Origin of the sequence: Pseudonocardia xinjiangensis (genome assembly GCF_050948425.1) — a bacterium.
GTDB lineage: Bacteria > Actinomycetota > Actinomycetes > Mycobacteriales > Pseudonocardiaceae > Pseudonocardia > Pseudonocardia xinjiangensis.
Genome location: NZ_CP192009.1, coordinates 5,934,198 through 5,956,117, shown reverse-complemented (window position 1 = coordinate 5,956,117; position 21,920 = coordinate 5,934,198). Strand labels below are relative to the sequence as shown.

20 protein-coding genes are annotated in these 21,920 nt (G+C 73.9%); 6 read left to right on the top strand and 14 right to left on the bottom strand.

Going from position 1 to position 21,920, the window contains the following annotated elements; genetic code table 11:
* Positions 1-295: 295 nt before the first annotated feature.
* Both ACQPZA_RS28010 and ACQPZA_RS28005 read right to left on the bottom strand, forming a co-directional pair.
* Complete coding sequence (locus ACQPZA_RS28010) at positions 296-1,522, bottom strand: extracellular catalytic domain type 1 short-chain-length polyhydroxyalkanoate depolymerase (RefSeq protein ID WP_433275161.1); 1,227 nt, start codon at positions 1,520-1,522, stop codon at positions 296-298.
* Positions 1,523-1,666: 144 nt separating this feature from the next.
* Positions 1,667-2,506: an NAD-dependent protein deacetylase gene (locus ACQPZA_RS28005; protein WP_433275160.1), complete on the bottom strand. Its 840-nt coding sequence runs from the start codon at positions 2,504-2,506 to the stop codon at positions 1,667-1,669.
* Positions 2,507-2,753: 247 nt separating this feature from the next.
* Between ACQPZA_RS28005 and ACQPZA_RS28000 the strand changes: the two genes are divergently transcribed.
* Complete coding sequence (locus ACQPZA_RS28000) at positions 2,754-3,353, top strand: TIGR03086 family metal-binding protein (protein ID WP_433275159.1); 600 nt, start codon at positions 2,754-2,756, stop codon at positions 3,351-3,353.
* Positions 3,354-3,361: 8 nt separating this feature from the next.
* On the opposite strand, the gene ACQPZA_RS27995 is transcribed toward ACQPZA_RS28000, so the two are convergent.
* The 3 genes from ACQPZA_RS27995 to ACQPZA_RS27985 form a co-directional block, all read right to left on the bottom strand.
* Entirely contained in the window at positions 3,362-4,129 is a 768-nt protein-coding gene (locus ACQPZA_RS27995) for an enoyl-CoA hydratase-related protein (protein ID WP_169398377.1), read from the bottom strand.
* Positions 4,126-6,057 carry an ABC transporter ATP-binding protein gene (locus tag ACQPZA_RS27990; RefSeq protein ID WP_433275158.1) on the bottom strand — a complete coding sequence of 644 codons (1,932 nt, stop codon included), beginning with the start codon at positions 6,055-6,057 and terminating at the stop codon, positions 4,126-4,128. Before ACQPZA_RS27990 ends, ACQPZA_RS27995 begins: the two co-directional genes overlap by 4 nt.
* 63 nt (positions 6,058-6,120) lie before the next feature.
* Positions 6,121-6,918: a helix-turn-helix domain-containing protein gene (locus ACQPZA_RS27985; RefSeq protein ID WP_433275157.1), complete on the bottom strand. Its 798-nt coding sequence runs from the start codon at positions 6,916-6,918 to the stop codon at positions 6,121-6,123.
* Between the two features lie 87 nt (positions 6,919-7,005).
* On the opposite strand from ACQPZA_RS27985, the gene ACQPZA_RS27980 reads away from it, so the two are divergent.
* The gene (locus ACQPZA_RS27980) at positions 7,006-7,407 is read left to right on the top strand and encodes a PaaI family thioesterase (protein ID WP_433275156.1); all 402 of its coding nucleotides are present in this window, start codon (positions 7,006-7,008) and stop codon (positions 7,405-7,407) included.
* Positions 7,408-7,432: 25 nt separating this feature from the next.
* Here the strand turns inward: ACQPZA_RS27980 and ACQPZA_RS27975 are convergent, their stop codons facing one another.
* Positions 7,433-8,548: an LLM class flavin-dependent oxidoreductase gene (locus ACQPZA_RS27975; protein ID WP_169398373.1), complete on the bottom strand. Its 1,116-nt coding sequence runs from the start codon at positions 8,546-8,548 to the stop codon at positions 7,433-7,435.
* 194 nt (positions 8,549-8,742) lie between these two features.
* Here ACQPZA_RS27975 and ACQPZA_RS27970 point away from each other — a divergent pair, with 194 nt between their 5' ends.
* The 4 genes from ACQPZA_RS27970 to ACQPZA_RS27955 all read left to right on the top strand — a co-directional run bounded on the left by ACQPZA_RS27970 (position 8,743) and on the right by ACQPZA_RS27955 (position 15,707).
* Entirely contained in the window at positions 8,743-9,534 is a 792-nt protein-coding gene (locus ACQPZA_RS27970) for an N-formylglutamate amidohydrolase (RefSeq protein WP_433275155.1), read from the top strand.
* A 153-nt stretch (positions 9,535-9,687) separates the two neighbouring features.
* Complete coding sequence (locus ACQPZA_RS27965; RefSeq protein WP_433275154.1) at positions 9,688-11,610, top strand: FAD/NAD(P)-binding protein; 1,923 nt, start codon at positions 9,688-9,690, stop codon at positions 11,608-11,610.
* A 123-nt stretch (positions 11,611-11,733) separates the two neighbouring features.
* The gene (locus ACQPZA_RS27960) at positions 11,734-13,155 is read left to right on the top strand and encodes a 3' terminal RNA ribose 2'-O-methyltransferase Hen1 (RefSeq protein ID WP_433275153.1); all 1,422 of its coding nucleotides are present in this window, start codon (positions 11,734-11,736) and stop codon (positions 13,153-13,155) included.
* Positions 13,152-15,707 (top strand): polynucleotide kinase-phosphatase, encoded by a 2,556-nt coding sequence (locus ACQPZA_RS27955; RefSeq protein ID WP_433275151.1) that lies wholly within the window; start codon positions 13,152-13,154, stop codon positions 15,705-15,707. Before ACQPZA_RS27960 ends, ACQPZA_RS27955 begins: the two co-directional genes overlap by 4 nt.
* 36 nt (positions 15,708-15,743) lie before the next feature.
* On the opposite strand, the gene ACQPZA_RS27950 is transcribed toward ACQPZA_RS27955, so the two are convergent.
* The 8 genes from ACQPZA_RS27950 to ACQPZA_RS27915 all read right to left on the bottom strand — a co-directional run bounded on the left by ACQPZA_RS27950 (position 15,744) and on the right by ACQPZA_RS27915 (position 21,919).
* Positions 15,744-15,959 carry a hypothetical protein gene (locus tag ACQPZA_RS27950; protein ID WP_433275149.1) on the bottom strand — a complete coding sequence of 72 codons (216 nt, stop codon included), beginning with the start codon at positions 15,957-15,959 and terminating at the stop codon, positions 15,744-15,746.
* A gap of 135 nt (positions 15,960-16,094) precedes the next feature.
* The gene (locus tag ACQPZA_RS27945; protein WP_433275147.1) at positions 16,095-17,249 is read right to left on the bottom strand and encodes a YeiH family protein; all 1,155 of its coding nucleotides are present in this window, start codon (positions 17,247-17,249) and stop codon (positions 16,095-16,097) included.
* Positions 17,249-17,395 carry a hypothetical protein gene (locus ACQPZA_RS27940; protein WP_433275146.1) on the bottom strand — a complete coding sequence of 49 codons (147 nt, stop codon included), beginning with the start codon at positions 17,393-17,395 and terminating at the stop codon, positions 17,249-17,251. Before ACQPZA_RS27940 ends, ACQPZA_RS27945 begins: the two co-directional genes overlap by 1 nt.
* 135 nt (positions 17,396-17,530) lie before the next feature.
* Positions 17,531-18,421 (bottom strand): ABC transporter permease, encoded by an 891-nt coding sequence (locus tag ACQPZA_RS27935; RefSeq protein WP_433275144.1) that lies wholly within the window; start codon positions 18,419-18,421, stop codon positions 17,531-17,533.
* Positions 18,408-19,196 (bottom strand): ABC transporter ATP-binding protein, encoded by a 789-nt coding sequence (locus ACQPZA_RS27930; RefSeq protein ID WP_169398366.1) that lies wholly within the window; start codon positions 19,194-19,196, stop codon positions 18,408-18,410. Before ACQPZA_RS27930 ends, ACQPZA_RS27935 begins: the two co-directional genes overlap by 14 nt.
* Positions 19,193-20,290 (bottom strand): ABC transporter substrate-binding protein, encoded by a 1,098-nt coding sequence (locus ACQPZA_RS27925; protein WP_433275143.1) that lies wholly within the window; start codon positions 20,288-20,290, stop codon positions 19,193-19,195. The genes ACQPZA_RS27930 and ACQPZA_RS27925 overlap by 4 nt, the downstream gene beginning before the upstream one ends.
* Before the next feature lie 120 nt (positions 20,291-20,410).
* A complete protein-coding gene (locus ACQPZA_RS27920; RefSeq protein WP_169398364.1) occupies positions 20,411-20,554 on the bottom strand; it encodes a hypothetical protein in 144 nt (47 codons plus the stop codon).
* Positions 20,555-21,094: 540 nt separating this feature from the next.
* Complete coding sequence (locus ACQPZA_RS27915) at positions 21,095-21,919, bottom strand: sirohydrochlorin chelatase (RefSeq protein WP_433275141.1); 825 nt, start codon at positions 21,917-21,919, stop codon at positions 21,095-21,097.
* Between the last annotated feature and the right edge of the window lies 1 nt (position 21,920).

The following is a 21,920-nucleotide window of genomic DNA, read 5'->3' as shown; positions in this document are numbered from 1 at the left end:
CCGAGGAACCTGCGGTCGTGAATTACCTTCACGGGTAAAACCGGACGCGTCATCGGCGCTGGTGGGTAAATGCTCTACCAGCTGGCTGCCATGCGCCCACCTGACGTCCACGGGGCCGGCGCGGTTGAATCGAAGATCGTCGATGTGAGTGTCTGATGTGGCGACGAGATTTGTTGGAGTAGGCACTCGGCAGGCGCAGTAATCGATGCCCACAACTGGCGGTGCTGGGCCCCTGCGTGACGGGGGGCCCAGCACATCGCCTGTATGTGAGCCGGGCCGCGCGGCCGGCAGCGTCTCAGCAGGCAGGCACGTTCGTGTAGTAGCCGGCGCTGGTCTCCCGGAGGCTGGTGGTCACGAAGGTGTTCCACAGCCCGAGGTCGGTGCCGGAGCCCACGGCGTAGGCCCGGCCGCCGGACTGGGTGGCCCGGCCGGCCTGGGTGTGGGCGTAGTTGGACGCGGTCCAGCACCCGAGCGACGGCCCGGTCGTGGGGGGCGTGCTGGTCGGGGGCGTGGTCGGCGTGGCCGTCGTCGGGGGAGTGCCGCCGGAGCCGCCGTCCAACCCCCAGGCCACCGCGTCGTACCAGCTGGAGCACAGGGTGTCGGCGAAGTAGGCGCCGGCCTGCCCGCACTGCTGCGCTCCGGTGCCGGGGTCGTTGGGGGTGGCGTGGCCCATGCCGGCGATCGTGTAGGTGGTCACCCGGGCCACGCCGTCGGACGACGCGTAGACCGCGCGGGTCGTGCCACCGGGGAGCGACGTCGTTGCGGTCGGGGACTGGGCCACTCCGTGCACCGCCGTCCACTGGTCCCGGCTGCCGGTCGCGTTGCCGGGACGCACGGTGAAGTCGGCGTCGCCGTGCCAGATCGACACCTCGGGCCAGTCCGTCGTCCCGCTGGGTGCCTTGGCCCGCACCGCGGACGCCCACTGGGCCGGCGTGCGGGTGGGCGGGGTGTTCATGCAGCTGAAGGCGGTGACGGTGTCGGTGGCGCAGCCCACCGGGATGCCGGCGATGATCGCCCCTGCGGTGAAGACGTCGGGGTAGGCGGCGAGCATCGCCGCGCTCATCGCGCCGCCCGCGGACAGCCCGGAGACGTAGGCCCGTCCGGCGCCCCAGGTCGAGCGGGTGTAGGCCACCATCGCGGCGATGGACGCCGCCTCGCCCTGGCCGCGGGTGACGTCACCGGCCTGGAACCAGTTGAAGCACGAGGTCTGGTTGTTCGCCGTCGGCTGCTGCGGGAAGACGACGGTGAAGCCCCAGCGGTCGGCGAGCTCGGTCCAGCCCGAGCCTGCGGCGTAGCCGGCCGCGTTCTGGGTGCAGCCGTGCAGTGCCACGACGACCGGCCGGCCGGAGGTGGCGCCTGCGGGCCGGTAGGCGTACATCGCCAGCGCTCCGGGGTTGCTGCCGAAGTTGCTCACCTGGGTCAGCGTCGCGGCCTGCGCCGGTGGTGCGCCGACCACGCCGAGCCCGCCCAGGATCGCGGTGATCGTCACCACGATCGCGATCAGTAATCCGGTCCGCCGCATGTCAGCCCTCCCTGTCCGGGCACCGTTACCCGGTCGTGACGATGGTGCGGACCGGCGTCACAGGAAGGGAGGTGGTGTGCACCCACAGTCACAACGATCACGCTGGTGTCCTCCCACACCTGCGGGGAACGGACGGGGCCTGGGTCAGGCGGCGTTGGCCGCGGTCGCGGCGATCACCGGGAGCACGTCCGAGCAGCCGCCGTCCACCAGCGCCTCGGCGAACTCGTCACCCCGGGTGCGGCCGCGATTGACGATCACCACGGGCACGCCGATCTTGTGCGCGTGCCGGACGAAGCGCAGCCCGGACATCACCGTGAGCGAGCTGCCGGCGACGAGCAACGCGCCCGCGGCGTCGACCATGGCGTAGGCCCGGGCCACCCGCTCCCGCGGGACGTTCTCGCCGAAGAAGACCACGTCCGGCTTGAGGACGCCGCCGCACCCGTCGCACGCGGCGAGCCGGAAGCCGTCGGTGGCCTCGAGCGCCGCGTCACCGTCGGGGGCGGCCTCGACGGCTGCTCCGGCCGCCTCGACGAAGCCGGGGTTCAGCGCCGCGAGCCGGCCCTGGAGCTCGTCGCGGGGGGTGCGGGCGCCACACCCGAGACAGACCACGTCGGCGATCCGGCCGTGCAGGTCGATCACCGCGCGGCTCCCGGCGGCGTGGTGCAGCCCGTCCACGTTCTGCGTCACGAGGCCGTGCAGGGCGCCCACGCGTTCCAGCTCGGCGATCGCCCGGTGCCCGGCGTTGGGCTCGGCGTGCGCCATCCGGGCCCAGCCGACGTGGCTGCGGGCCCAGTAGCGGCGCTGCGCAGGCTCGCCCGAGACGAAGTCCTGGTAGGTCATCGGGGTGCGGCGCGGGGAGCCGGGGCCGCGGTAGTCGGGGATGCCGGAGTCGGTGGAGAGCCCGGCGCCGGTCAGCGCCACGAGCGGCCTGCGGGCGAGCACGCCGAGCGCGCGGTCGAGCGCCTCGTCCTCCAGAACGTCCACGTGACCAGGCTAGTGCGGTGGCCAGGAACGTTGCCGGGTTGATCGCGGGATTCAGGTGGTTCCTCGCAAGGCGCCGCCCGCAGCTCATACCGGGGTATTTGCCAGGGCGGCAACGCCGCGAGGGGCCGCCTGGGCCCGCGAGGAACCCGGTGGACGTTTGTGGCCGCCGCACTGCCACGAGGCGGAACGGGCCGCGGTGTCGCGTTCGTGCAATACGGGCGGGCGGCCGCCCGGCAGATTCACCGGCATGGACAACGCAGACCACCTGAGCAGGAGCATCGACCTCGCCGTCGCCGTGATCCGGGGTGCCGACCCCGCCCGGTACGACGACCCCTCCCCGTGCTCCGACTTCGCCGTCCGGGACGTGGTCAACCACCTCGCCTTCGGATTCCTGCTCGCCCACCGCTCGGGCGCCCGGCAGGCCTGGGACCCGTCCTGGACGGGAGCCGAGCGCACCCCGTTCCTGCGCGGGCTTCCCGAGAGCGGGTGGGCGCAGGCGTGCGAGGAGCAGGCCGCGGCCGCGGCACAGGCGTGGGCCACCCCGGCGGCCTGGGAGGGCGAGTCGCAGATGGGCGGCTCGCCGATGCCCGCCGCGGTGATCGGCTCGATCATGACGGCGGAGTTCGCCGTGCACGCCTGGGACCTGGCCGTCGCGACCGGGCAGCCGCTCCAGGTGCCGCCCGCCCTCGCCCAGGTGGTGCTGGAGGGCGTGGAGTCGATCGCGCAGATGGGACGGGACGGGGGCTGGTTCGGCGCCGCGGTGGACGTGCCGGCCGGCGCGCCGGCGTTCGAGCGCGCGCTGGCCGCGTCGGGCCGCGACCCGCGCTGGACCCCGCCGAGCGCCTGAGAGAGGCGCTACTGCGCCCAGGACGGCGCGCGCTTCTCCGCGAAGGCCTGCATGCCCTCCTGGCCCTCCTTGCCGGCGAAGTGGCGCGCCGAGAGCTCCTGCATCTCGGCGAACTGCTCGCTGATCGCGGCCGGCCGCTCGCTGCGGAGCATTGCCTTGGTGGCGGCCAGTGCGCCCGGCGCGCCCATCCGCAACGCCTCGGTGTAGCGGTGCACCTCCGTGTCGAGGTCGAAGCCGGGCACGGCGCTGTTCACCAGCCCGATCCGCTCGGCACGGATGGCGTCGAACGTCTCGCCGGTGAGGAACAGCTCGTGCGCCGCCCGCGGCAGCAGGCGCGGCAGCACGGTGACGGAGATGACCGCCGGGACGACGCCGATCCGGACCTCGCTGAACGCGAACGTGGCCGTCTCGGCGGCCACGGCGATGTCGCAGGCCGCCACCAGCCCGACCCCGCCTGCCCGGGCCGGCCCCGCCACCCGCGCGATGACGGGGGTGGGGGAGGCCCAGATCTTCTCCAGGATGGCGGGGAACTCACCGACACCCTGGTCCTGCGCCCCGGCCCCGCGCGACTCCTTGAGGTCCATCCCCGAGCAGAAGACACGTCCGGTGTGGCTGAGCACGATCACCCGCACGCCGTCGTCCTCGATCGCGGCGGTGAGGTGACCCAGTAGCTCCCCGCGCAGCTGCGCCGACAGCGCGTTGCGGTTGGCGGGGGAGTCCAGGGTGATCGTTGCGACGCCCGCCGCGACGTCGAGGTGCACCAGCTCGTCGGTCATGCGGGGACCGTATCCGGCTCGCCCGCCGACTCGCCGTACGCGCGCGCCTGGAGCGTGAACAGCTCGTGGTAGGTGCCGCGCAGCGCCATCAGCTCCTCGTGGCGGCCGTGCTCGATCAGCCTGCCCCGCTCCAGCACGAGGATCCGGTCGGCGTGGCGGACGTTGGCCAGCCGGTGCGTGACGAGCACCGTGATGCGGTGGGCCCCGGCCCCGGTGCGCCCATGGAGGGTGGCGAAGACGGCGTGCTCGGCCCGCGCGTCGAGGGCGGCCGTCGGCTCGTCCGCCACCACCACCGGTGCGTCGCGGTACAGCCCCCTGGCCACCGACAACCGCTGCCACTGCCCGCCCGACAGGTCGCGTCCGGTCTGGAACAACCTGGAGAGCACCGTGGCCCAGCCCTGGGGGAGGTCGGCGACCACGGTGTCGGCGCCCGAGAGGCGGGCGGCGGCGTCCAGCCGTACGGAGTCCGGGTCGGCCCGCTCCAGCCGTCCGATGCGCACGTTGTTCTCGGCCGTCATCGGCCAGTGCACCGGGTCCTGCATCACGACCGCCACCCGGGCGTGCAGCGCACCGGCGTCGACGGCGGCCGTGTCGACGCCGTCCCAGGTGACGCTGCCCGCGGTGGGCAGGTACAGCCCGGTGATCAGCTTCGCCAGGGTGGACTTGCCGGAGCCGTTCTCGCCCACCAGCGCCACGACCTCGCCGCGGTACACCGTGACGTCGATGTCGACCAGGGCGTCCTCGTCCTGCCCCGGGTAGCGGAACGAGGCCCCGGCCAGCGTGATCACCTCGGGGTCGCCGCGCAGCTCGGCGACCGGCGGGACGCGGCGGCGGGTGGCGGCGTCGGCGAGCGCGCTGCGGTAGAGGTCGAGGAAGAAGGTGGCCTCGTAGATGCGGTTGGTCTGGTAGATCGTGGTGGTGACCGACCGCGCCGCGGTGCGCATGGCCAGCGCCGCCGCGCCGGCCAGCGCCAGGTCCAGCATCCCGAGATAGATCAGCAGTGCGAGCACGACGTAGGCCAGCGCGGTGCCGATGCCCGACAGCGTCCGGCCGACGAGCTGCACCACGGTCTGGTCGCGCTCGAGGCGGACGCCGTCACGCGTGATCTCGTCCGAGATGCGCCGGTGCTCACGCAGCAGCACCTCCTGGGTGGTGAACGCGCGCACCTCGGCGGCCTCGTCCCGCCCGGTGATCAGACCGCTGGTCACCCCGAGGCGCCTGCGCCGCGAGTTCAGGCGCACGAAGGAGTCGAACATGAGCCGCGCCGACCGGATCGACGCCCATCCCTGCGGCAGCACGGCCAGCAGCACCACGGGCGCCAGCAGCGGGTGCAGCAGCCCCGCTGTGGCGACGGCCGCCGTGACCGACACCAGAGAGGCGAGGAGGTCGCCGGTGTCCCGGACGACCGACCGCACCCGGTCCGGGCCGTGGGTCGTGGCCCGCTCGACGAGCTCGGCGAAGTCCGGATCGTCGAAGGCCACCAGCTCGACCTCGATCACGGCGGCGTGCAGCATGTCCTGAGCCCGCTGCTCCACGCGTGGCACGAGCGCGCCCGTCAGCGCGGCGACGGCGGCGTCCAGCAGGCCACGGCCCGCGGACGCCGCCACCACGACGGCGAGTGCGGGCAGCGCGGCCACCACGCGGTCCGGGGTGGGACCCTGCTGCAGGAGTCGGGTGAACACGTCGGCCGTGGCGAGCAGCCCGAACGCCGTGACCATGCCCGCGAGCAGCTGCAGCACGCCGGTGGCGAACGTGAGCCGCGGCGATGTCTGCCATGCCCAGCGTGCGGCCAGCAGCGCCGTGCGCGGTGCGGTGCGGGCCACCGCCAGCAGGCCGGCGTTCGCCGCCGACTCGTAGCCCCGCGCCCATGCGGGTGTGCCGATGTCGTCGACCCCGATCAACGGGGCAGGCCCCGGCTTCTCACCCACGCGGTCCCCCCGTCACACCCCGGACCTTCATGGTCCACCACGGCCCCGACAGTTCGGGAGGGATCAGGCGAACCGCTCCCGCAGGTAGGTGGCCGTGGCGTCGTCGGCGGGGAAGAAGCTCTCGATGGCCACCTCCTCCAGCGTCACGTCGAGCGGCGCGCCGAGCACCGCCACCGTCGAGAAGAGCGTGAGCTCCTGGTCCGGGTGCCGCAGCCGCAGCGGCAGCAGGATCCGGTCGCGGGGCTGCGCTGCCGGATCGAGCCCGGCGTCCCGGCAGTACCCGACGAGCTCGCCCAGCAGTGCGCGCAGCCCCGTGGTCGCCGATCGCTCCGCCTGCCGGCGCAGCCGGGACACCAGATGGGCGGCGTACTCCTCCAGGTCGACGACGTGCGGGGCCAGCCCGCGCGGGTGCAGGCTCACCCGCAGGACGTTGGCGGGCTCCGCGAGCAGTTCGGGGTCGACGAGGTCGGTGAGCAGCGCGACCGCCCGGTTCGCCGCGAGCAGGTTCCACGAGCCGTCGACGAGGACCGCGGGATAGGGCTCCTGGCCGTCGAGGACCCGGCGCAACGAGCGCTGCACCTCGCCCAGCTCGGCGTCGTCGAGGCCGTGCTGGGTGTAGGCCGGGGCGAACCCGGCCGCCATCATCAGCTCGTTGCGGGCTCGCAACGGCACGTCCAGCTCCTCGGACAGGTGCAGCACCATCTCCCGGCTCGGCTTCGACCGGCCGGTCTCCAGGAAGCTCAGGTGCCGGGCGGACACCTCGGCCCGCAGGCCGAGGTCGAGCTGTGTCAGCCGGCGGCGCTGACGCCAGTCCCGCAGCAGCGATCCGAACGCGGTTCCGGCGGCGGTGGCGGCGGTCATGACCGGACGCTAACCGGCCCGGCGCGCCTGATCGATGACCCCGCAGGTAATGGACCGGCAGCACGGCGGGGATGCAGTGTGCCTCCTGTGACCGACGACCTCACCACGCAGATGCACCGCGCGATGCCCTTCACCGCCGTGCTCGGCGCCACCGCGCTGCGGGCCGGACCGGACGAGGTGGCGCTGCGCCTGGACTGGGACGGCACCCGGTGCACGTCCGGTGGCCTGCTGCACGGCGGGGCGCTGATGGCGCTGGCCGACGCCGCCGGTGGCTGGTGCGCGTTCCTCAACCTTCCCGACGGCGCGACGGGAACGGCCACCGTGACCTCGGCGACGAACTTCCTGCGCCCCGTGACGTCCGGGCACGTCGACGCCGTGGCGAGCGTGCTGCACGCGGGGCGCAGCACGCTCGTCATCGACACCGAGCTGCGCGACGCGGCCGGAAAGCGCGTCGCGCGGGTGACGCAGACCCAGGCGGTACTGCGCTGAGCTGCGCCACGCCGCTCTGTCTGCGTCAGGCGGGAACGGCGGTGCGGGCCTGCTCCGCATCGCGCCGCGCCACCTCGGCACGCACGAGCGGGATCACCTCGCGGCCGAACTCCTTGGCGTCCTCGAGCAGGTCGTAGCCGCGGGCGGACAGGATGCGGACGCCGAGGTCGTAGTAGTCCAGCAGGGCGGCGGCCACCGTCTCCGGGGTGCCCACCAGCGCGGTGGAGTTGCCCGCCCCGCCGGTGGCCTTCGCGGTGACCGTCCACAGTGCACGGTCGAAGCGCTCACCCTGCGCGGCCACCTCCAGCAGCCGCTGGGAACCGGCGTTCTCGGGGTCGGTGAGCTTGTGGCGGCGGGTGAGCTGCGACGTGCCGCCCTTCGTCCGGTCCTGGATGCGGGCCACCGTGGCGTAGGCCTTCTCCCAGGCCTCCTCCTCGGTGCGGCCGAGGATGGGGCGGAACGCCACCTGGAACGTCGGCGCCGGCCGCCCGGCCGCACGGGCGAGCTCGGTGATCGTGGCGATCTGTTCGGCGGTGCCGGCGAGCGGCTCGCCCCACAGCGCGTAGATGTCGGCCTCCTCCGCCCCGACCTTGTACGCGGCGGCCGAGGACCCGCCGAAGGAGATGCGCGGGCGCGGCTTCTGCGCGGGCTCGACGTCCAGCACGAAGTCGCTGAAGTCGTAGTGCTCGCCGTGGAAGTCGAACGGCTCGCGCGACGTCCAGGCCTTCTTGAAGATCTGGATGGCCTCGCGGGTGCGGTCGTAGCGGCGGTCCTTGGGCAGGGTGTCGCCCTCGCGCTGCTGCTCGTGGTCGTTGCCGCCGGTGATCACGTGCAGGGTGAGCCGTCCGTCGCTGATCTGGTCGAGCGTGGCGACGGTCTTCGCGGCGAAGGTGGGGTAGGAGACGTTCGGCCGGTGGGCCAGCAACAGCTGCAGCCGCTCGGTGTGGGTCGCGATGAGCGCCGCGGCCTGTGCCGGGTCGGGGCTGCCGGAGCCGTAGGCGGTGAGCACCCGGTCCCATCCGGTCTCCTCGTGGGCCCGGGCGAGGGCGAGCGTGTACTCCTTGTCGAACGCGGGACCGGTGCGCGGATCGGTCTCCGAGCCGTTGTTGGTGGCGCCGATGCCGAGGAACTCGACGGGCATGATGGGTCCTTCCGGGAGGTGGGTGCGGGGCTGGGGGCTCAGGAGCCCGGACACGCCGCAGACCACACCCGGCCGAGGTCGATGTGCGGTCGCGTCACCAGGGGAACCCGGACGGTCACGTCCTCCACTCCAGCACCGGGCGCTGAGGCCGTCAACCGGACATCGGGCCGGTCACATTCGGGAAGGATGGGCGGGTGCTCCCAGGTGACGGCCGAAGTCCCGTGCTGCTGCACGTCCCGCACGCCGGCACCGAGGTCCCGGCGTGGACGCGCCCGCACCTGGTGGTCGACGACGACGAACTGGCGGCCGAGCAGGCGGCGTTGACCGACCACCACACCGACCGCATCGCCACGGCTGCCGCGGACCGTGCCCGTTTGCGGCCGTGGACGCTGGTCAACCGCGTGTCCCGGCTCGTCGTCGACCCGGAGCGGTTCCCCGACGAGCGGGAGGAGATGGCGGCGGTCGGCATGGCCGCGGTCTACACGCGGGGCACGCACGGGCAGCGGATCCGCGACGACGACCCCGGGCACCGCCACGCCCTGCTGGACGCGTTCTACACCCCGTGGGCCACCGCGGTGCGCGACGCCGTCGACGACCGGCTCGCCGCCACCGGCCGCGCCGTGCTGCTGGACGTGCACTCCTACCCGTCGGTGCCGCTGCCCTACGAGCTGCACGCCGCCGGTCCCCGGCCCGCCGTCTGCCTCGGCACCGACGCCGTGCACACCCCGGAGTGGCTCGTCGCGGCGGCCGGGACGGCGTTCGCCCCGATCGGGACGGTGGGGCTCGACTCACCGTTCGCGGGCACCTACGTCCCGCTCGCCCACCACGGCACGGACCAGCGGGTGCTCTCCATCATGATCGAGATCCGCCGGGACGGGTACCTGGTGGAACCGGCGGGAGCCCTCACCGCAGGCGCAGACCGGGTGGCCGCCTCGCTCGCCGCCCTGGTCGATGCGGTCACCGCGCACTGCGGGAAAGGCACGTGAGTTGCGTCCGCATCACTGGCCCGTGACGGCACGCCGACCTACTGTCGAGTGATGGGGTTGCGGCTGGTGCGGCGGTGGCACGTGGACCTGTGCCGCACCAGCACCGCCGTCTGAGGCACGGACCGTCCACGTCCGCCTGCCGAGAGGAACCCCTTGACCTCCGCGATCGCGATCGTCGGTGCCGGGCCGCGCGGCGCCGGGATACTCGAGCGCCTCGGCGCGAGCGCTCCGGAACTGCTGTCGGGCAGCGTCGGAACCGGGCTCGACGTGCACCTGATCGACCCCTACCCGGCGGGCGCCGGCCGGATCTGGCGCCACGACCAGTCGCCGCTGCTGGCCATGAACTCGATGGCCGCCGACGTCACCATGTACACCGACGACTCCGTCGTCTGCGAGGGGCCGATCCGGCCGGGCCCCTCGTTCTGGGACTGGGCGCAGGAGCTGCAGGCCCACGGCGACCCCGACGAGCTGGGGCCCGAGCTGGCCGCCGAGCTGCGCGCCGTCACCGCCTCGACCTTTCCCAGCAGGCGCCTGCAGAGCGCGTACCTGGGCTGGGTGCTGGACGAGGTGATCGCCGGGATGCCGCCGGGGGTGCGGGTGCACGTCCACCGCACCCGGGCCGTCGGGCTCGCCGAGGACGGGCCGACGCAGACCGTGTTCCTGGAGGACGGCCCGCCGTTGCGCGTCGACACGGTGGTGCTCGCCTCCGGGCATCTCGACGCGACGCCCACCGCGGAGGAGCTCGCCCTCGTCGACCGGGCGGCCGAGCTCGGGCTGCTCTACCTGCCGCCGGAGCAGACCACCGACACCGACCTCTCGGTGGTCCGGCCGGGACAGACGGCGATCGTGCGCGGCATGGGGCTCGCGTTCATCGACCTCGTGGTGCTGCTGTTCGAGGGTCGCGGCGGCCGGTTCGAGCCGGTCGACGCGGACGGGGACACCCTGCGCTACGTCCCGTCGGGCGCCGAACCGCACCTGGTCGTGGGCTCGCCGCGGGGCGCGCCCTACCACTCCAAGCCCCACTACGAGCTGCGCGGCGGACGCCCGCCGCTGCCGCGGTTCTTCGGGCCGGCCGAGGTCGACCCGCTGATTGCCGCGGGTGAGCCCGTCGAGCTGCGGGCGCAGGTGTGGCCGCTCATGGCCAAGGAGATCGCCTGGGGCTGGTACCACGAGCTGTTCCTCGGCCACCCGGACCGCGTCCGGCTGCCCTGGGACGAGTTCGCCGCCCGGTACTCCGAGCTCGGCTGGGACACCCCGGCCATGGCCGAGCTGATCACCGCAGCGGTGCCCGACACCGTCGACCGCATCGACTTCGCCGCACTGGACCGCCCGCTCGACGGCGTGCACGCCCCGGACCTCGCCGCGCTGCAGCCCCTGGTGCGCGAGCGGATTGCCGAGGACCTGCGCCAGCACGTCGACCCGGCACACACCCCGCACCTGGGGGCGTTCGTCGCGATGCTCTCGGTGTACGGGTCGCTGGGCAGGCTCATCGGGGCGGGCACGCTCTCCGCCCGGTCGCAGGCGTTCGACGTGCGCTGGTGGCAGAGCTTCTTCAACGCCGTCGCCAGCGGGCCGCCCGGGTTCCGGGTGCGCCAGCTGCTCGCGCTGTCCCGGGCGGGGTTCGTCGAGTTCCTCGGGGCCGGGATGTGGGTGGACGTCGCCGACGGCACGTTCCGCGCGGGCAGCGCGACGCTGGAGGGCGCCCCGCCCGTCACGGCCACCGCGCTGGTGGACGCCCGGCTGCCCGACGCCAGCGCCGCCCGCACCGAGGACCCGCTGCTCGCGAGCCTGATGCGCAGCGGTGCCGCGGGTGAGGCCGTCATCGTTGACGACGACGGCACCGTCCTGCGCAACACGGGGCTCATCCGCGTGCGCCCGTCCGACGGCGCGCTGGTCGACGCCTCCGGCACGGTGCACCCGCGCCGCTTCGCCGTCGGCCCGCACACCGCGGTGAAGGTGGCCGGTGCGTTCACGCGCCCGGGGATGAACGCCCAGAGCCTGCGCTACAACGACGCCGTGGCCCGCGCGGTGCTGCGCAGCCTGCCCGTGGCGCGGGAGTCCGCCTCCGCCGCCTGAGCACTCCGCACGTGAGCACTGCCCCCATTGCAGCAAAGCCACTTTCATGCAACCTCGTTGCCGCAAAGTGGCTTTGCTGCAACGCCGGACCGGCCGTGGCGGGCCGTCTGACAGGCTTCCTCCGTGTTGCTGATGTTGACCACCACCGCGGAGCCGGCCACCGACCTCGGGTACCTGCTGCACAAGCACCCGGACCGGGCCCAGGCGTTCCCGGTGGCGGCCGGTACGGCGCACGTGTTCTACCCGCTGGCGGACCAGGAGGAATGCACCGCGGCCCTGCTGCTGGACGTCGACCCGGTCGCGCTCGTGAAGGGTGGTGCTACCACCGGGTTCACGCTGGGGCAGTACGTGAACGACCGGCCGTACGTGGCGGGCTCGCTGCTCGCGGTCGCGCTCGGCTCCGTGTTCTCCTCGGCGATGAAGGGCCGCTGCGCGGCGCGCCCCGAGCTGGCGGCCCGGCCGATCCCGCTGTCGGTCCGCATCCCGACGCTGCCCTGCCGCGACGGCCGGGAGCTGGTCGAGCGCCTGTTCACGCCGCTGGGCTGGCAGGTGGTGGCCGACCCGGTGCCGCTGGACCCGCAGTTCCCCGAGTGGGGCGACTCGCGCTACCTCGACACGACGCTGACCGGGGAGATGCGCCTGGCCGATGCCCTGAGCCACCTATACGTCCTGCTGCCGGTGCTCGACGGCAGCAAGCACTACTGGGTGGGCCAGGACGAGGTCGACAAGCTCCTGCGGGCCGGCGCGGGCTGGCTCGCCGCCCACCCGGAACGCACGCTGATCAGCCGGCGGTACCTCGCGCACCAGCGTCCCTACGTGCGCACGGCGCTGGAGCGCCTCGCCGACGCCGACGACACCGACGTGGCCGAGCTCGACGACGCGCTCGCCGAGCCGGTGGCCACGGCGGTGCCCGAGCGGCCGGAGCCACTGGCGGTGCAGCGCAGGCACAGCGTGCTCGGCGTGCTCAAGGAGCTGGGCGCGCGCCGGGTCCTCGACCTCGGCTGCGGCAACGGCGCGCTGCTGCGGGAGCTGATCGCCGACCGGGAGCTCACCGAGATCGTCGGCATCGACGTGTCGGCGAGCGCCCTCGAGGCCGCGACGCGCGCCGTGGCGCTCGACCGGATGGCCGAGCGGCAGCGGGAGCGGATCACGCTGCGGCAGTCGGCGCTCACCTACACCGACCAGACGCTGGCCGGCTACGACGCCGCCGTCCTGATGGAGGTGATCGAGCACGTCGACGAGAGCAGGCTGCCCGCGCTGGAGCACGCCGTGTTCGCCGCGGCGCGGCCTGCCGCGGTGGTGGTGACCACCCCCAACGTCGAGCACAACGTGCGCTTCGACAGCCTGGAAGCGGGCCGGATGCGCCACTCCGACCACCGTTTCGAATGGACGAGGGCGCAGTTCCGCGAGTGGTCCGGGGCGGTGGCCGCCCGGCACGGCTACACGGTCGGGTTCCGGCCCGTCGGCCCCGACGACCCGGACGTCGGCCCACCCACCCAGCTTGCCGTCTTCGAGCGGGAGCAGGCACCGGAGGGCGGGCGATGAGTGAGCCGCGTGTGCTGCGCATCCCCGACATGGCGCTGGTCGTGCTCGTCGGCGCGTCCGGCTCGGGGAAGTCGACCTTCGCCCGCACCCACTTCGCGCCGACGCAGGTGCTCTCCAGCGACGCCTTCCGGGCGATGGTCGCCGACGACGAGAACGACCAGTCGGCCACCACGGCCGCGTTCGAGGCGCTGCACGTCGTGGCGGGCAAGCGGCTGGCGGCCGGCCGGATCACCGTCGTCGACGCCACCAGCGTGCAGCGGGAGGCCCGCGCGCCGCTGGTGGCGCTGGCGCGTGAGCACGACGTTCTGCCGGTCGCCATCGTCCTGGACGTGCCGGAGGCGGTCTGCCGGCAGCGCAACGAGGCCCGGACCGACCGCACCTTCGGCCCGCACGTGATCCGGCGCCAGCGTGGCGAGCTGCACCGGTCGCTGCGGGCACTGGCGAAGGAGGGGTTCCGCCGGGTGCACGTGCTGCGTTCGGTGGAGGAGGTCGACGCCGCGCGGATCGAGATCGAGCCGCTGCTCAACGACCGCCGTACCGAGACGGGCCCGTTCGACGTGATCGGCGACGTGCACGGGTGCCGTGGGGAGCTGGAGGGCCTGCTCACCACCCTGGGCTACGACCTCGTCCGCGACGAGGAGGGGCGCGCGGTCGGGGCGCACCACCCGGCCGGGCGACGCGCGGTGTTCGTGGGCGACCTGGTGGACCGCGGCCCGGACACCCCCGGGGTGCTGCGGCTGGTCATGGGGATGGTCGCCGGGGGAGACGCGCTGTGCGTGTGCGGCAACCACGAGCAGAAGCTGGTGCGGGCGCTGTCGGGCCGCACGGTGCAGGTCACCCACGGGCTCGCCGAGTCCCTGTCGCAGCTGTCCGGGCAGAGCGAGGAGTTCCGCGCCGCCGTGCGGGAGTTCTGCGACGGGCTCGTCTCGCACTACGTCCTCGACGGTGGACGGCTCGTCGTCGCACACGCCGGGCTTCCGGAACGCTTCCACCGCCGCGCGTCCGGACGCGTGCGCAGCCTCGCGCTCTACGGCGACACCACGGGCGAGACCGACGAGTACGGCCTGCCGGTGCGCTACCCGTGGGCCAACGACTACCGCGGCGCGGCGACCGTCCTGTACGGGCACACGCCCACACCGCAGGTGGAGTGGGTCAACGGGACGATGTGCCTCGACACCGGCGTGGTGTTCGGGGGGAAGCTCACGGCGCTGCGCTACCCGGAGCGCGAGGTCGTGGCCGTCGTGGCGCAGCAGGTCTGGTACGAGCCGAAGCGCCCGCTCGCCCCGCCCCCCGCCGTGCAGGCCCCGGCCCGGGCGCCCGACGTGCTCGACATCGCCGACGTGACCGGCAAGCGCATGATCGCCACCGCACACCACGGCACGATCACGGTGCGGGCCGAGCAGGCGGCGGCCGCGCTCGAGGTGATGAGCCGGTTCGCGGTGGACCCGCGGTGGCTGCTCTACCTGCCGCCCACCATGGCGCCGACGGCCACGTCCACCCGCGACGGGCTGTTGGAGCACCCCGCGGAGGCGTTCGCCGGGTTCCGCGCCGCCGGCGTCCCGCTCGTCGTGTGCGAGGAGAAGCACATGGGGTCGCGGGCGGTCGTGCTGGTATGCCGCGACGATGCCGTCGGCGCGCAGCGCTTCGGGGTGCCCGGGCCCGGCACGGTGGTGACGCGCACGGGACGCCCGTTCTTCCCGCCCGCGCTGACGGCACAGCTGCTGGAGCGCGTCCGGGCCGCGGTCACCGCGGCCGGGCTCTGGGACGAGCTGGACACCGGGTGGATGCTGCTCGACGCCGAACTGCTGCCGTGGAGCGCGAAGGCGGGTGGCCTCATCCGCGACCAGTACGCCGCGGTCGGCGCGGCGGCCGGGGCCGCGCTGTCGGCGTCCGGGGCGGCACTCGCGGCCGCCGCGGCGCGCGGGATCGACGTGGCGGACCTGGCGGCCGGGATGACCGCCCGTGCCGCCGGTGCCACGGCGTTCCGCGAGGCGTACCGGCGGTACTGCTGGCCCACCGACGGGCTGGCGGGCGTGCAGCTGGCCCCGTTCCAGGTGCTCGCCGCCGAGGGCGCGACGTTCCACACCCGCGCCCACGACTGGCACCTCGCCGTGGCCGACCGCCTCCACGAGGCCGGGACGGAGCTCTTCCGCCGGACCGCCTCCCTGGTGGTCGACACCACCGACGAGGCCTCGGTGGCCGCGGGCACGACGTGGTGGGAGGACCTGACCGGCGCGGGCGGCGAGGGCATGGTCGTCAAGCCGCTGGCCAACCTCACCCGCGAGGGCCGTCGCCTGGTGCAGCCGGGGGTGAAGGTGCGGGGGCCGGAGTACCTGCGTCTCATCTACGGCCCCGAGTACGCGGCACCCGCCAACCTCGAGCGGCTGCGCGGGCGCGGCCTGGGCGTCAAGCGGGCCCTCGCGCTCCGCGAGTACGCGCTGGGCCTGGAGGCGCTCGAGCGGCTGGCGGCGGGGGAACCGCTGTGGCGCGTGCACGAGTGCGTCTTCGCGGTGCTCGCGCTGGAGTCGGAGCCGGTGGACCCGCGGCTGTAGCCCCGGCCCTCCGGGACGGGCGGTCGGGCCGGCGCCTCAGCCCAACGGCGGGTGCCGGTGCAGGGCGCTGCTGACCACGGCCAGCTCGTGCGCCACCTCGGCGGCGATGAGCTCGGCGTGCAGGTCGACCTGCTCCCCGGCGGGCTGCTCGTCCAGCGCGAGAGCGCGGTGCCTGCGCACCAGGTCCTCGAGCGAGTCGAGCATGCGGTCGGCGATGGTCCGGCGGATGGACTCGCGGGTGGGGGTGGACATGGGTACCTCCAGGAGGTGGGTGTCGGACGGACCGGGTCGGCGGTGCGTCCGACAGAGCGCGCTCGCGTGGTGGCACAGGTCCCGGTCGCGTCGCCTCGTGAGCGTCGAGCCGGGATAGGGGTTCACCGGTTCCGCCTATGTCGCGGCGGAGAAGCCGGAGAAGAGCAGGACGGCGAGTCCCAGGCCGACGGCCAGGTTCACCACGGTGGCGCTCGCGAACACCCCGACCGGGCGCCAGCCGGCCTCGCGCAGCGGCGCGACGCGGAACTCCAGCCCGATGGAGACGAACGCCAGGATGAGGAACAGCGTCCGCAGGTCGTTGACGATCGTGATGTACGGCCTGGCGTCGGCCGAGCCGACCGCGCCGATGTAGATCGTCGCGATGATCGACGCGGCGAGGAAGCCGAGCACGAACTTCGGGAACCGCTCCCACAGCTCGCGGGCCTTCGGCCGGGCGGAGACCGCGCTGCGCTCCACGCGCAGGGTGAAGTACGCCGTCAGCGCGACGGCGACGACGCCCAGCAGCGCGTTCTGCGTGGTCTTGACGATGGTGGCGATCTGCAGCGCCTCCTCGCCCACGATCGCCCCGGCGGCAGTGACCGCCGCCGTGGTGTCGATGTTGCCGCCGACCCACGCCCCACCGACGGCCTGGTCGAGCCCCAGCGCGTCGACCGCGGCCGGCAGCAGGAAGATCGACGGCAGGGCGAAGATGATCACCATGCTGGCGGTGTAGGCCAGCTGCTCCTTCCGGGCCTGCACGGCGCCTGCCGCCGCGATCGCGGCGCTCACCCCGCAGATCGACACGGCCGAGGCGAGCAGCGCGCGGAGCTTGTCGTCCAGGCCCAGCCGGCCGCCGAGCCACCACGTGAACGCGAAGACCACGGTGATCAGCACGACCGCCTGGACGATCGCGGGGCCCGCGGCACTGACGATCACGGCGAAGTTGATGGATGCGCCGAGCAGCACGAGCCCGGTCTTGATGAAGAACTCGGTGCGGAACCCGGCGGCCAGCCGGTCGCGCAGGCCCAGCTGCGTGAGCACGACGTTGCCCAGCAGGCCCAGCACGATCGCGTACACGGGGTACTCGATGGCCGCGGCGATCTCGCCGAAGGCGGTGCCGTCGGTGGCGTCCGGGACGGTCTGTTCCAGGTAGCGGGCGAGGCCGCCCAGCACGAGGACGGCGACGACACCGCCGACAGCCCATCCCGCTGACGGGGAGGTTCCGGCGTCCTGTGCGGGTGCCTCGGCGGTCTCGGAGCCGATGTCCCCGGTGCCCGGTGCGCTGCTCATCAGGGCACCAGCCAGCCGGGCACCAGGCCCGTGAGCACGAGCGCGAGCAGCAGCAGGCCGACGATCGTCGCGGCCCAGTCCTCGTTCAGGGCGGTGCGGCGGGCGCCGCCAACCGTCGGGTCGTTGTGGGGGTCGGGGGTACTCATGGTTTCGTCCTGTCGTCCGATCGAGGTCCCGGCGCGCCACGCGCCACCGGGGGAACGTCGATCAGGCGGGACAGCCCGTGCTGGGGACGCGGCAGTAGTCGACGTGCCGCCGCCTGGCGAGCGCGGGCGCGGCCATCAGGGCGCCGTCGCCAGGCCGCGGGCGCGCAGCACGCGACGCTCCAGCGGCCGGAACGCCAGTAGCTCGACCCCGACGCCGACCAGCAGGATCAGGAAGATCGCGGCGATGACGCCGGGCATGCTGTTGAAGTCGCTGCCCTGCTTGAGGTACGCGCCGAGCCCGATCCCCAGCTGCGGGGACGTCGCGATGATCTCCGCCGCCATCAGGGAACGCCAGGAGAAGGCCCAGCCCTGCTTGCAGCCCGCGATGTAGCCCGGCAGCGCGGCGGGCAGCAGGATCAGCCGCGCCGAGTCGATCCGGCCTGCCCCCATGACCTGCCCGACGCGCGGCAGGATCGGCGGGACCTGGTCGATGCCCGACACCAGCCCGTTGGCGATCGACGGGATGGCGCCGAGCAGCACCACGAAGTAGATGGTGGTGTCGGTCAGCCCGAACCACAGCACGGCCGCCGGCACCCACGCCACGGACGGCAGGCTCTGCATGCCCGCCAGCAGCGGCCCGATCGCGGCCCGCACCACGGGGACCTTCGCGACGAGCAGCCCGAGCGGTGTGGCGACCACCACCGAGGTGAGGAACCCGAGCACCGCACGGTGCAGCGACACCCAGACGATCCCCCAGATGCTGCCGTCGACGACCGTGCCGGCGAACTCCTGCCACACCGCGAGCGGGGCGGGCAGCTGGTACTCCGGATAGATCGCCGAGGCCCACACGGCCTGCCACACGCCGATGAACAGGACGAGCGCGATCAGCGGCGGCAGCCAGGTGGCCAGCACCCGGCGCAGCACCGGCTTGCGCGCCTCGGTGGGCGTGTCGAGGGCGTCGAGGCCCGCCCCGACCGCGGCGGTGTCGGCGGACTGCGCGTCGGAGACGACCTCAGGCGCGGGCATGTGTGGAGATCACCTCCCGGAGCCTGCCGGTGATCTCCTCGGAGAGCTCCTCCCGGTCGGTCCCGGCGGCGGCGAGGTCCCACTCGCGCACGACGGTGCCCGGCCGCGACGACAGCAGCACGACCCGCTGCCCGAGCCGGACGGCCTCCCGGACGTCGTGGGTCACGAACAGCACCGCGGCCCCGGTGGCCTGCCAGATCCGCTGCAGCTCGCCCTGCAGGAAGTCGCGCGTGATGGCGTCCAGCGCGGCGAACGGCTCGTCCATCAGCAGGAGGCCGCCCTCGGCGTCGGTCCCGCTCGACGTGGCGGCCAGCGCGCGGGCCAGCGCGACGCGCTGCCGCATGCCGCCGGACAGCTCGTGGGGCCGCTTGCGCGCCAGGCCGCCCAGCCGGACGAGGTCCAGCAGTTCGGCGGCACGGGCGCGGCGGGCGGCACGGCCGACCCCGGCCAGCCGCAGCGGGAGCTCGACGTTGCGACCGGCGTCCAGCCACGGCAGGAGGGCGGGTTCCTGGAACATCACCGCGGGACGGCCGCTGTCCACCGTCACGGCGCCGGCCGTCGGCTGGTCGAGCCCGGCGACGAGGTTGAGGAGCGTGGTCTTGCCGCAGCCCGACGCCCCGAGCAGCACCACGAACTCGCCCGGCTGCACCCGCAGGTCCACCTCGGTCAGCGCGGTGACGGCCGAGGTGCCCCGGCCGAAGACCTTGCCGACGCCCTGCAGGTCGACCGCGGCGCGGTGCTGGGTGCCGACGTGACGGTCGAGGGTGGCGGTCATGAGTTGCCTCCGGGCTTGTCGAGTCCTGCGGCGTCCACGGGCGGCTTGCCGGCGGCCTGGAGTTCGGCGTTCAGCGGCGCGACGTCGAGGAAGCCCGCCAGGTCGGTCGGCTTCTCGGTGATCCCTGCCGTGGCGCTGTCCTGCGCGAGATGCGGGAACGTCGAGGCGAGCGGATCGGGGTCGAGCGTGATGTTCTCGAAGGCACGGTCGATCACGGGCCCGGGGAGCGCGCTGCCGGTGAGCTTCTGCAGACCCTGGTTGACGATGGTCTTGGCCTGGGCCGGATCGGTCTGGGCGAGGTCGATCGCCTTGATGTGTGCCCGCAGCAGCTCGCGGACGGTCTCCGGGTACTTCTGCACGAAGTCGGCCCGCACGAGCAGCACGGTGGTGGGGAAGCGGCCGTTCGGCCAGAGGCTGCGTTCGTCGAGCAGCACCTTCGCACCGGCGTTGAGGACGAGCTGGGAGCTCCACGGCTCCGGGAGCCAGCCGCCGTCGACGCTGCCCTGGCGGAACGCGTCGAGCGTGCGCGGGTTGTCGAGGTTGGCGATCTTGACGTCCTGCGGGCCGTCACCCGCGGTGAGCCCGTTCTTCTTCAGCCACACCTTCAGCGCGATGTCCTGGGTGTTGCCCAGCTGCGGGGTTGCGATCGTCTTGCCCTTGAGCTGCTGCGGATCGGTGATGTCGGGCTTCACGACGAGCTGTGCGCCGCCCGCGGTGGCACCGGCGATCACGCGCACCTGGCCGTCGGACTTCGCGAAGGCGTTGATCGCCGGTCCGGAGCCGATGTAGGTGGCGTCGAGCGAGCCGCCGAGCAGCGCGTTGACGGCGTCGCCGCCAGCGTTGAAGGTCTGCGGCGTCAAGGTGGTGTCGCCCAGCTCGGCCTTGAACAGTCCCTGCTCCACGCCGATGATCGCCGGCGCGTGCGTGACGTTCGGGAAGTACCCGAGCCGCAGCTCCGTCGCCTTCCCGCCGTTGACGGGCGCGGCGTTGTCGGTGGGCGCCGGTTCGGCGCGCGAGCACGCGGTGGCGGTGAGCAGGGCGATCACGGCCGTGATCACGGCCGGTATCAGGGCGGGGGTGCGGAGCCGGGGCATCGGATGGAGTCCTGTTCTGGGTGGGGCGTGCCCGACCGGGAATGCCCGGGCAGGCGGAGCGCACGTGTGCTGATGGCGCGCGCGGAGGCGCGGCGGCGGATCAGCGGGCGATGCGGGAGGTCAGCGACAGAACTCGTCGAAGGCGTGGCCGCGGCGGGACGGCCAGAACCTCTCGAGATCGGTGACCAGGAACCCCGACATCGAGGCGAGGTCGGCACGTCGGGACACGGTGGGGCCCTGCGGGCACACCTGCGTCGACGTCACTGCACCATCGTGCGTCCCGTCCGGGGGGAGGACAACCAGGCGTCCGAGAGGCGGGAACCGCACGAAATGTACGGACACCACCTCCCCGGCCGGGCGATACGCCGGATGGGCGAGCGCAGGATGTCCGGACATCCACACCGCGGGCGCACTTCGGAGTGCGGTCTGAGGCGCGTCCCAGCAGCAGTACGGCTCCATGGTGTGCAGCGGTAGGGCTGGGGACGGCTCGTGCGCGGCCCGGGGGGCGGGGGCGCGCAGATCGGGCGACTCGGGCCACCGATCCGGGCGACTCGCGGGTGGTTCGGTGTCCTCACAGCGCGGGTGGGTTCGTCGCAGGTGCTGTGGGGGCTGCGAGGGGTACGGCCGCTCTGCGAGGACGCGGCTGGGGCGGTGGGGCGCGGTTCCGGCGGCCGGGTGCGGGCCCGGTGGCTCGCGCGCCCGGATCGGGCGACTCGTGCGCGCGGATCGGGCGACTCGCGCACCGGAATCGGGCGACTCGCGGGCGGTCGCGGGGCGTCCGAAGTGCGGGTGGGGTGGGGGTGGTCAGCCTGCTGTGCGGCAGAGGGTGGGGGTTGCGGGGGCCATCCGGTACCTGTCGGCCACCAGGGTCGCGACTGCCGGGTGGGCGGCCAGGGGGGCGGCGAGCAGGACGTCTTCGCCTGCGGCGTGGGCCGTGCGGGCGATCGCGTCCGGGAGCAGGCCCGGGGCGAGGATCCACTGGGCCACCGCCACCCGCTCGGCGCCCTGCGCGCGGAGCGCAGCGATCGCCTGCGGCACGGTCGGGGACGTCGACGTGGCGAAGGCCGCCACCCCGCCCGCCCACCCGAAGCGGCGGGCCCAGCCCTCGACGACCTGGGCGACGGCGGCGTTCGCCGGGGCGTGGGAAGAGCCGATGGCGGCGAGCACCACACCGAGGCCCGGGTCGGGGAGCGGGCCGGCGACGGCGGCGAGGCGGTCCAGGGCCGCGGCCTCCAGCAGCGGGCTGCCGCCGAGCACGCCGGCCGTGGTGATGGCGAGCTGGGGGTGGCGCCGGGCGGCCTTCGCGACCTCGCCCGGGACGTCGACCCTCGCGTGGAAGGCGTGGCCCAGCAGCAGCGGGACGACCACCACGCGCCGGTGACCCTCCGCGGCGACGCCGGCGAGCACGTCCGGCAGGCGGGGGGCGGACAGGTCGAGGAAGCTCACGCGCACGTCGAGCCCCGGGTGCTGCCTGCGGACCTCGTCGGCGAGCTCCGCCACGGTGGCCGCCGACCGCGGGTCGCGGCTGCCGTGCGCGACGGCCACCAGCACCGGTGCTGCCCCCTCGGCCCCGGCGCGGAGCCCTCCTGCGTACGACGGCAGGCGGGTGGGAACGGGCTGGAGCGCCACG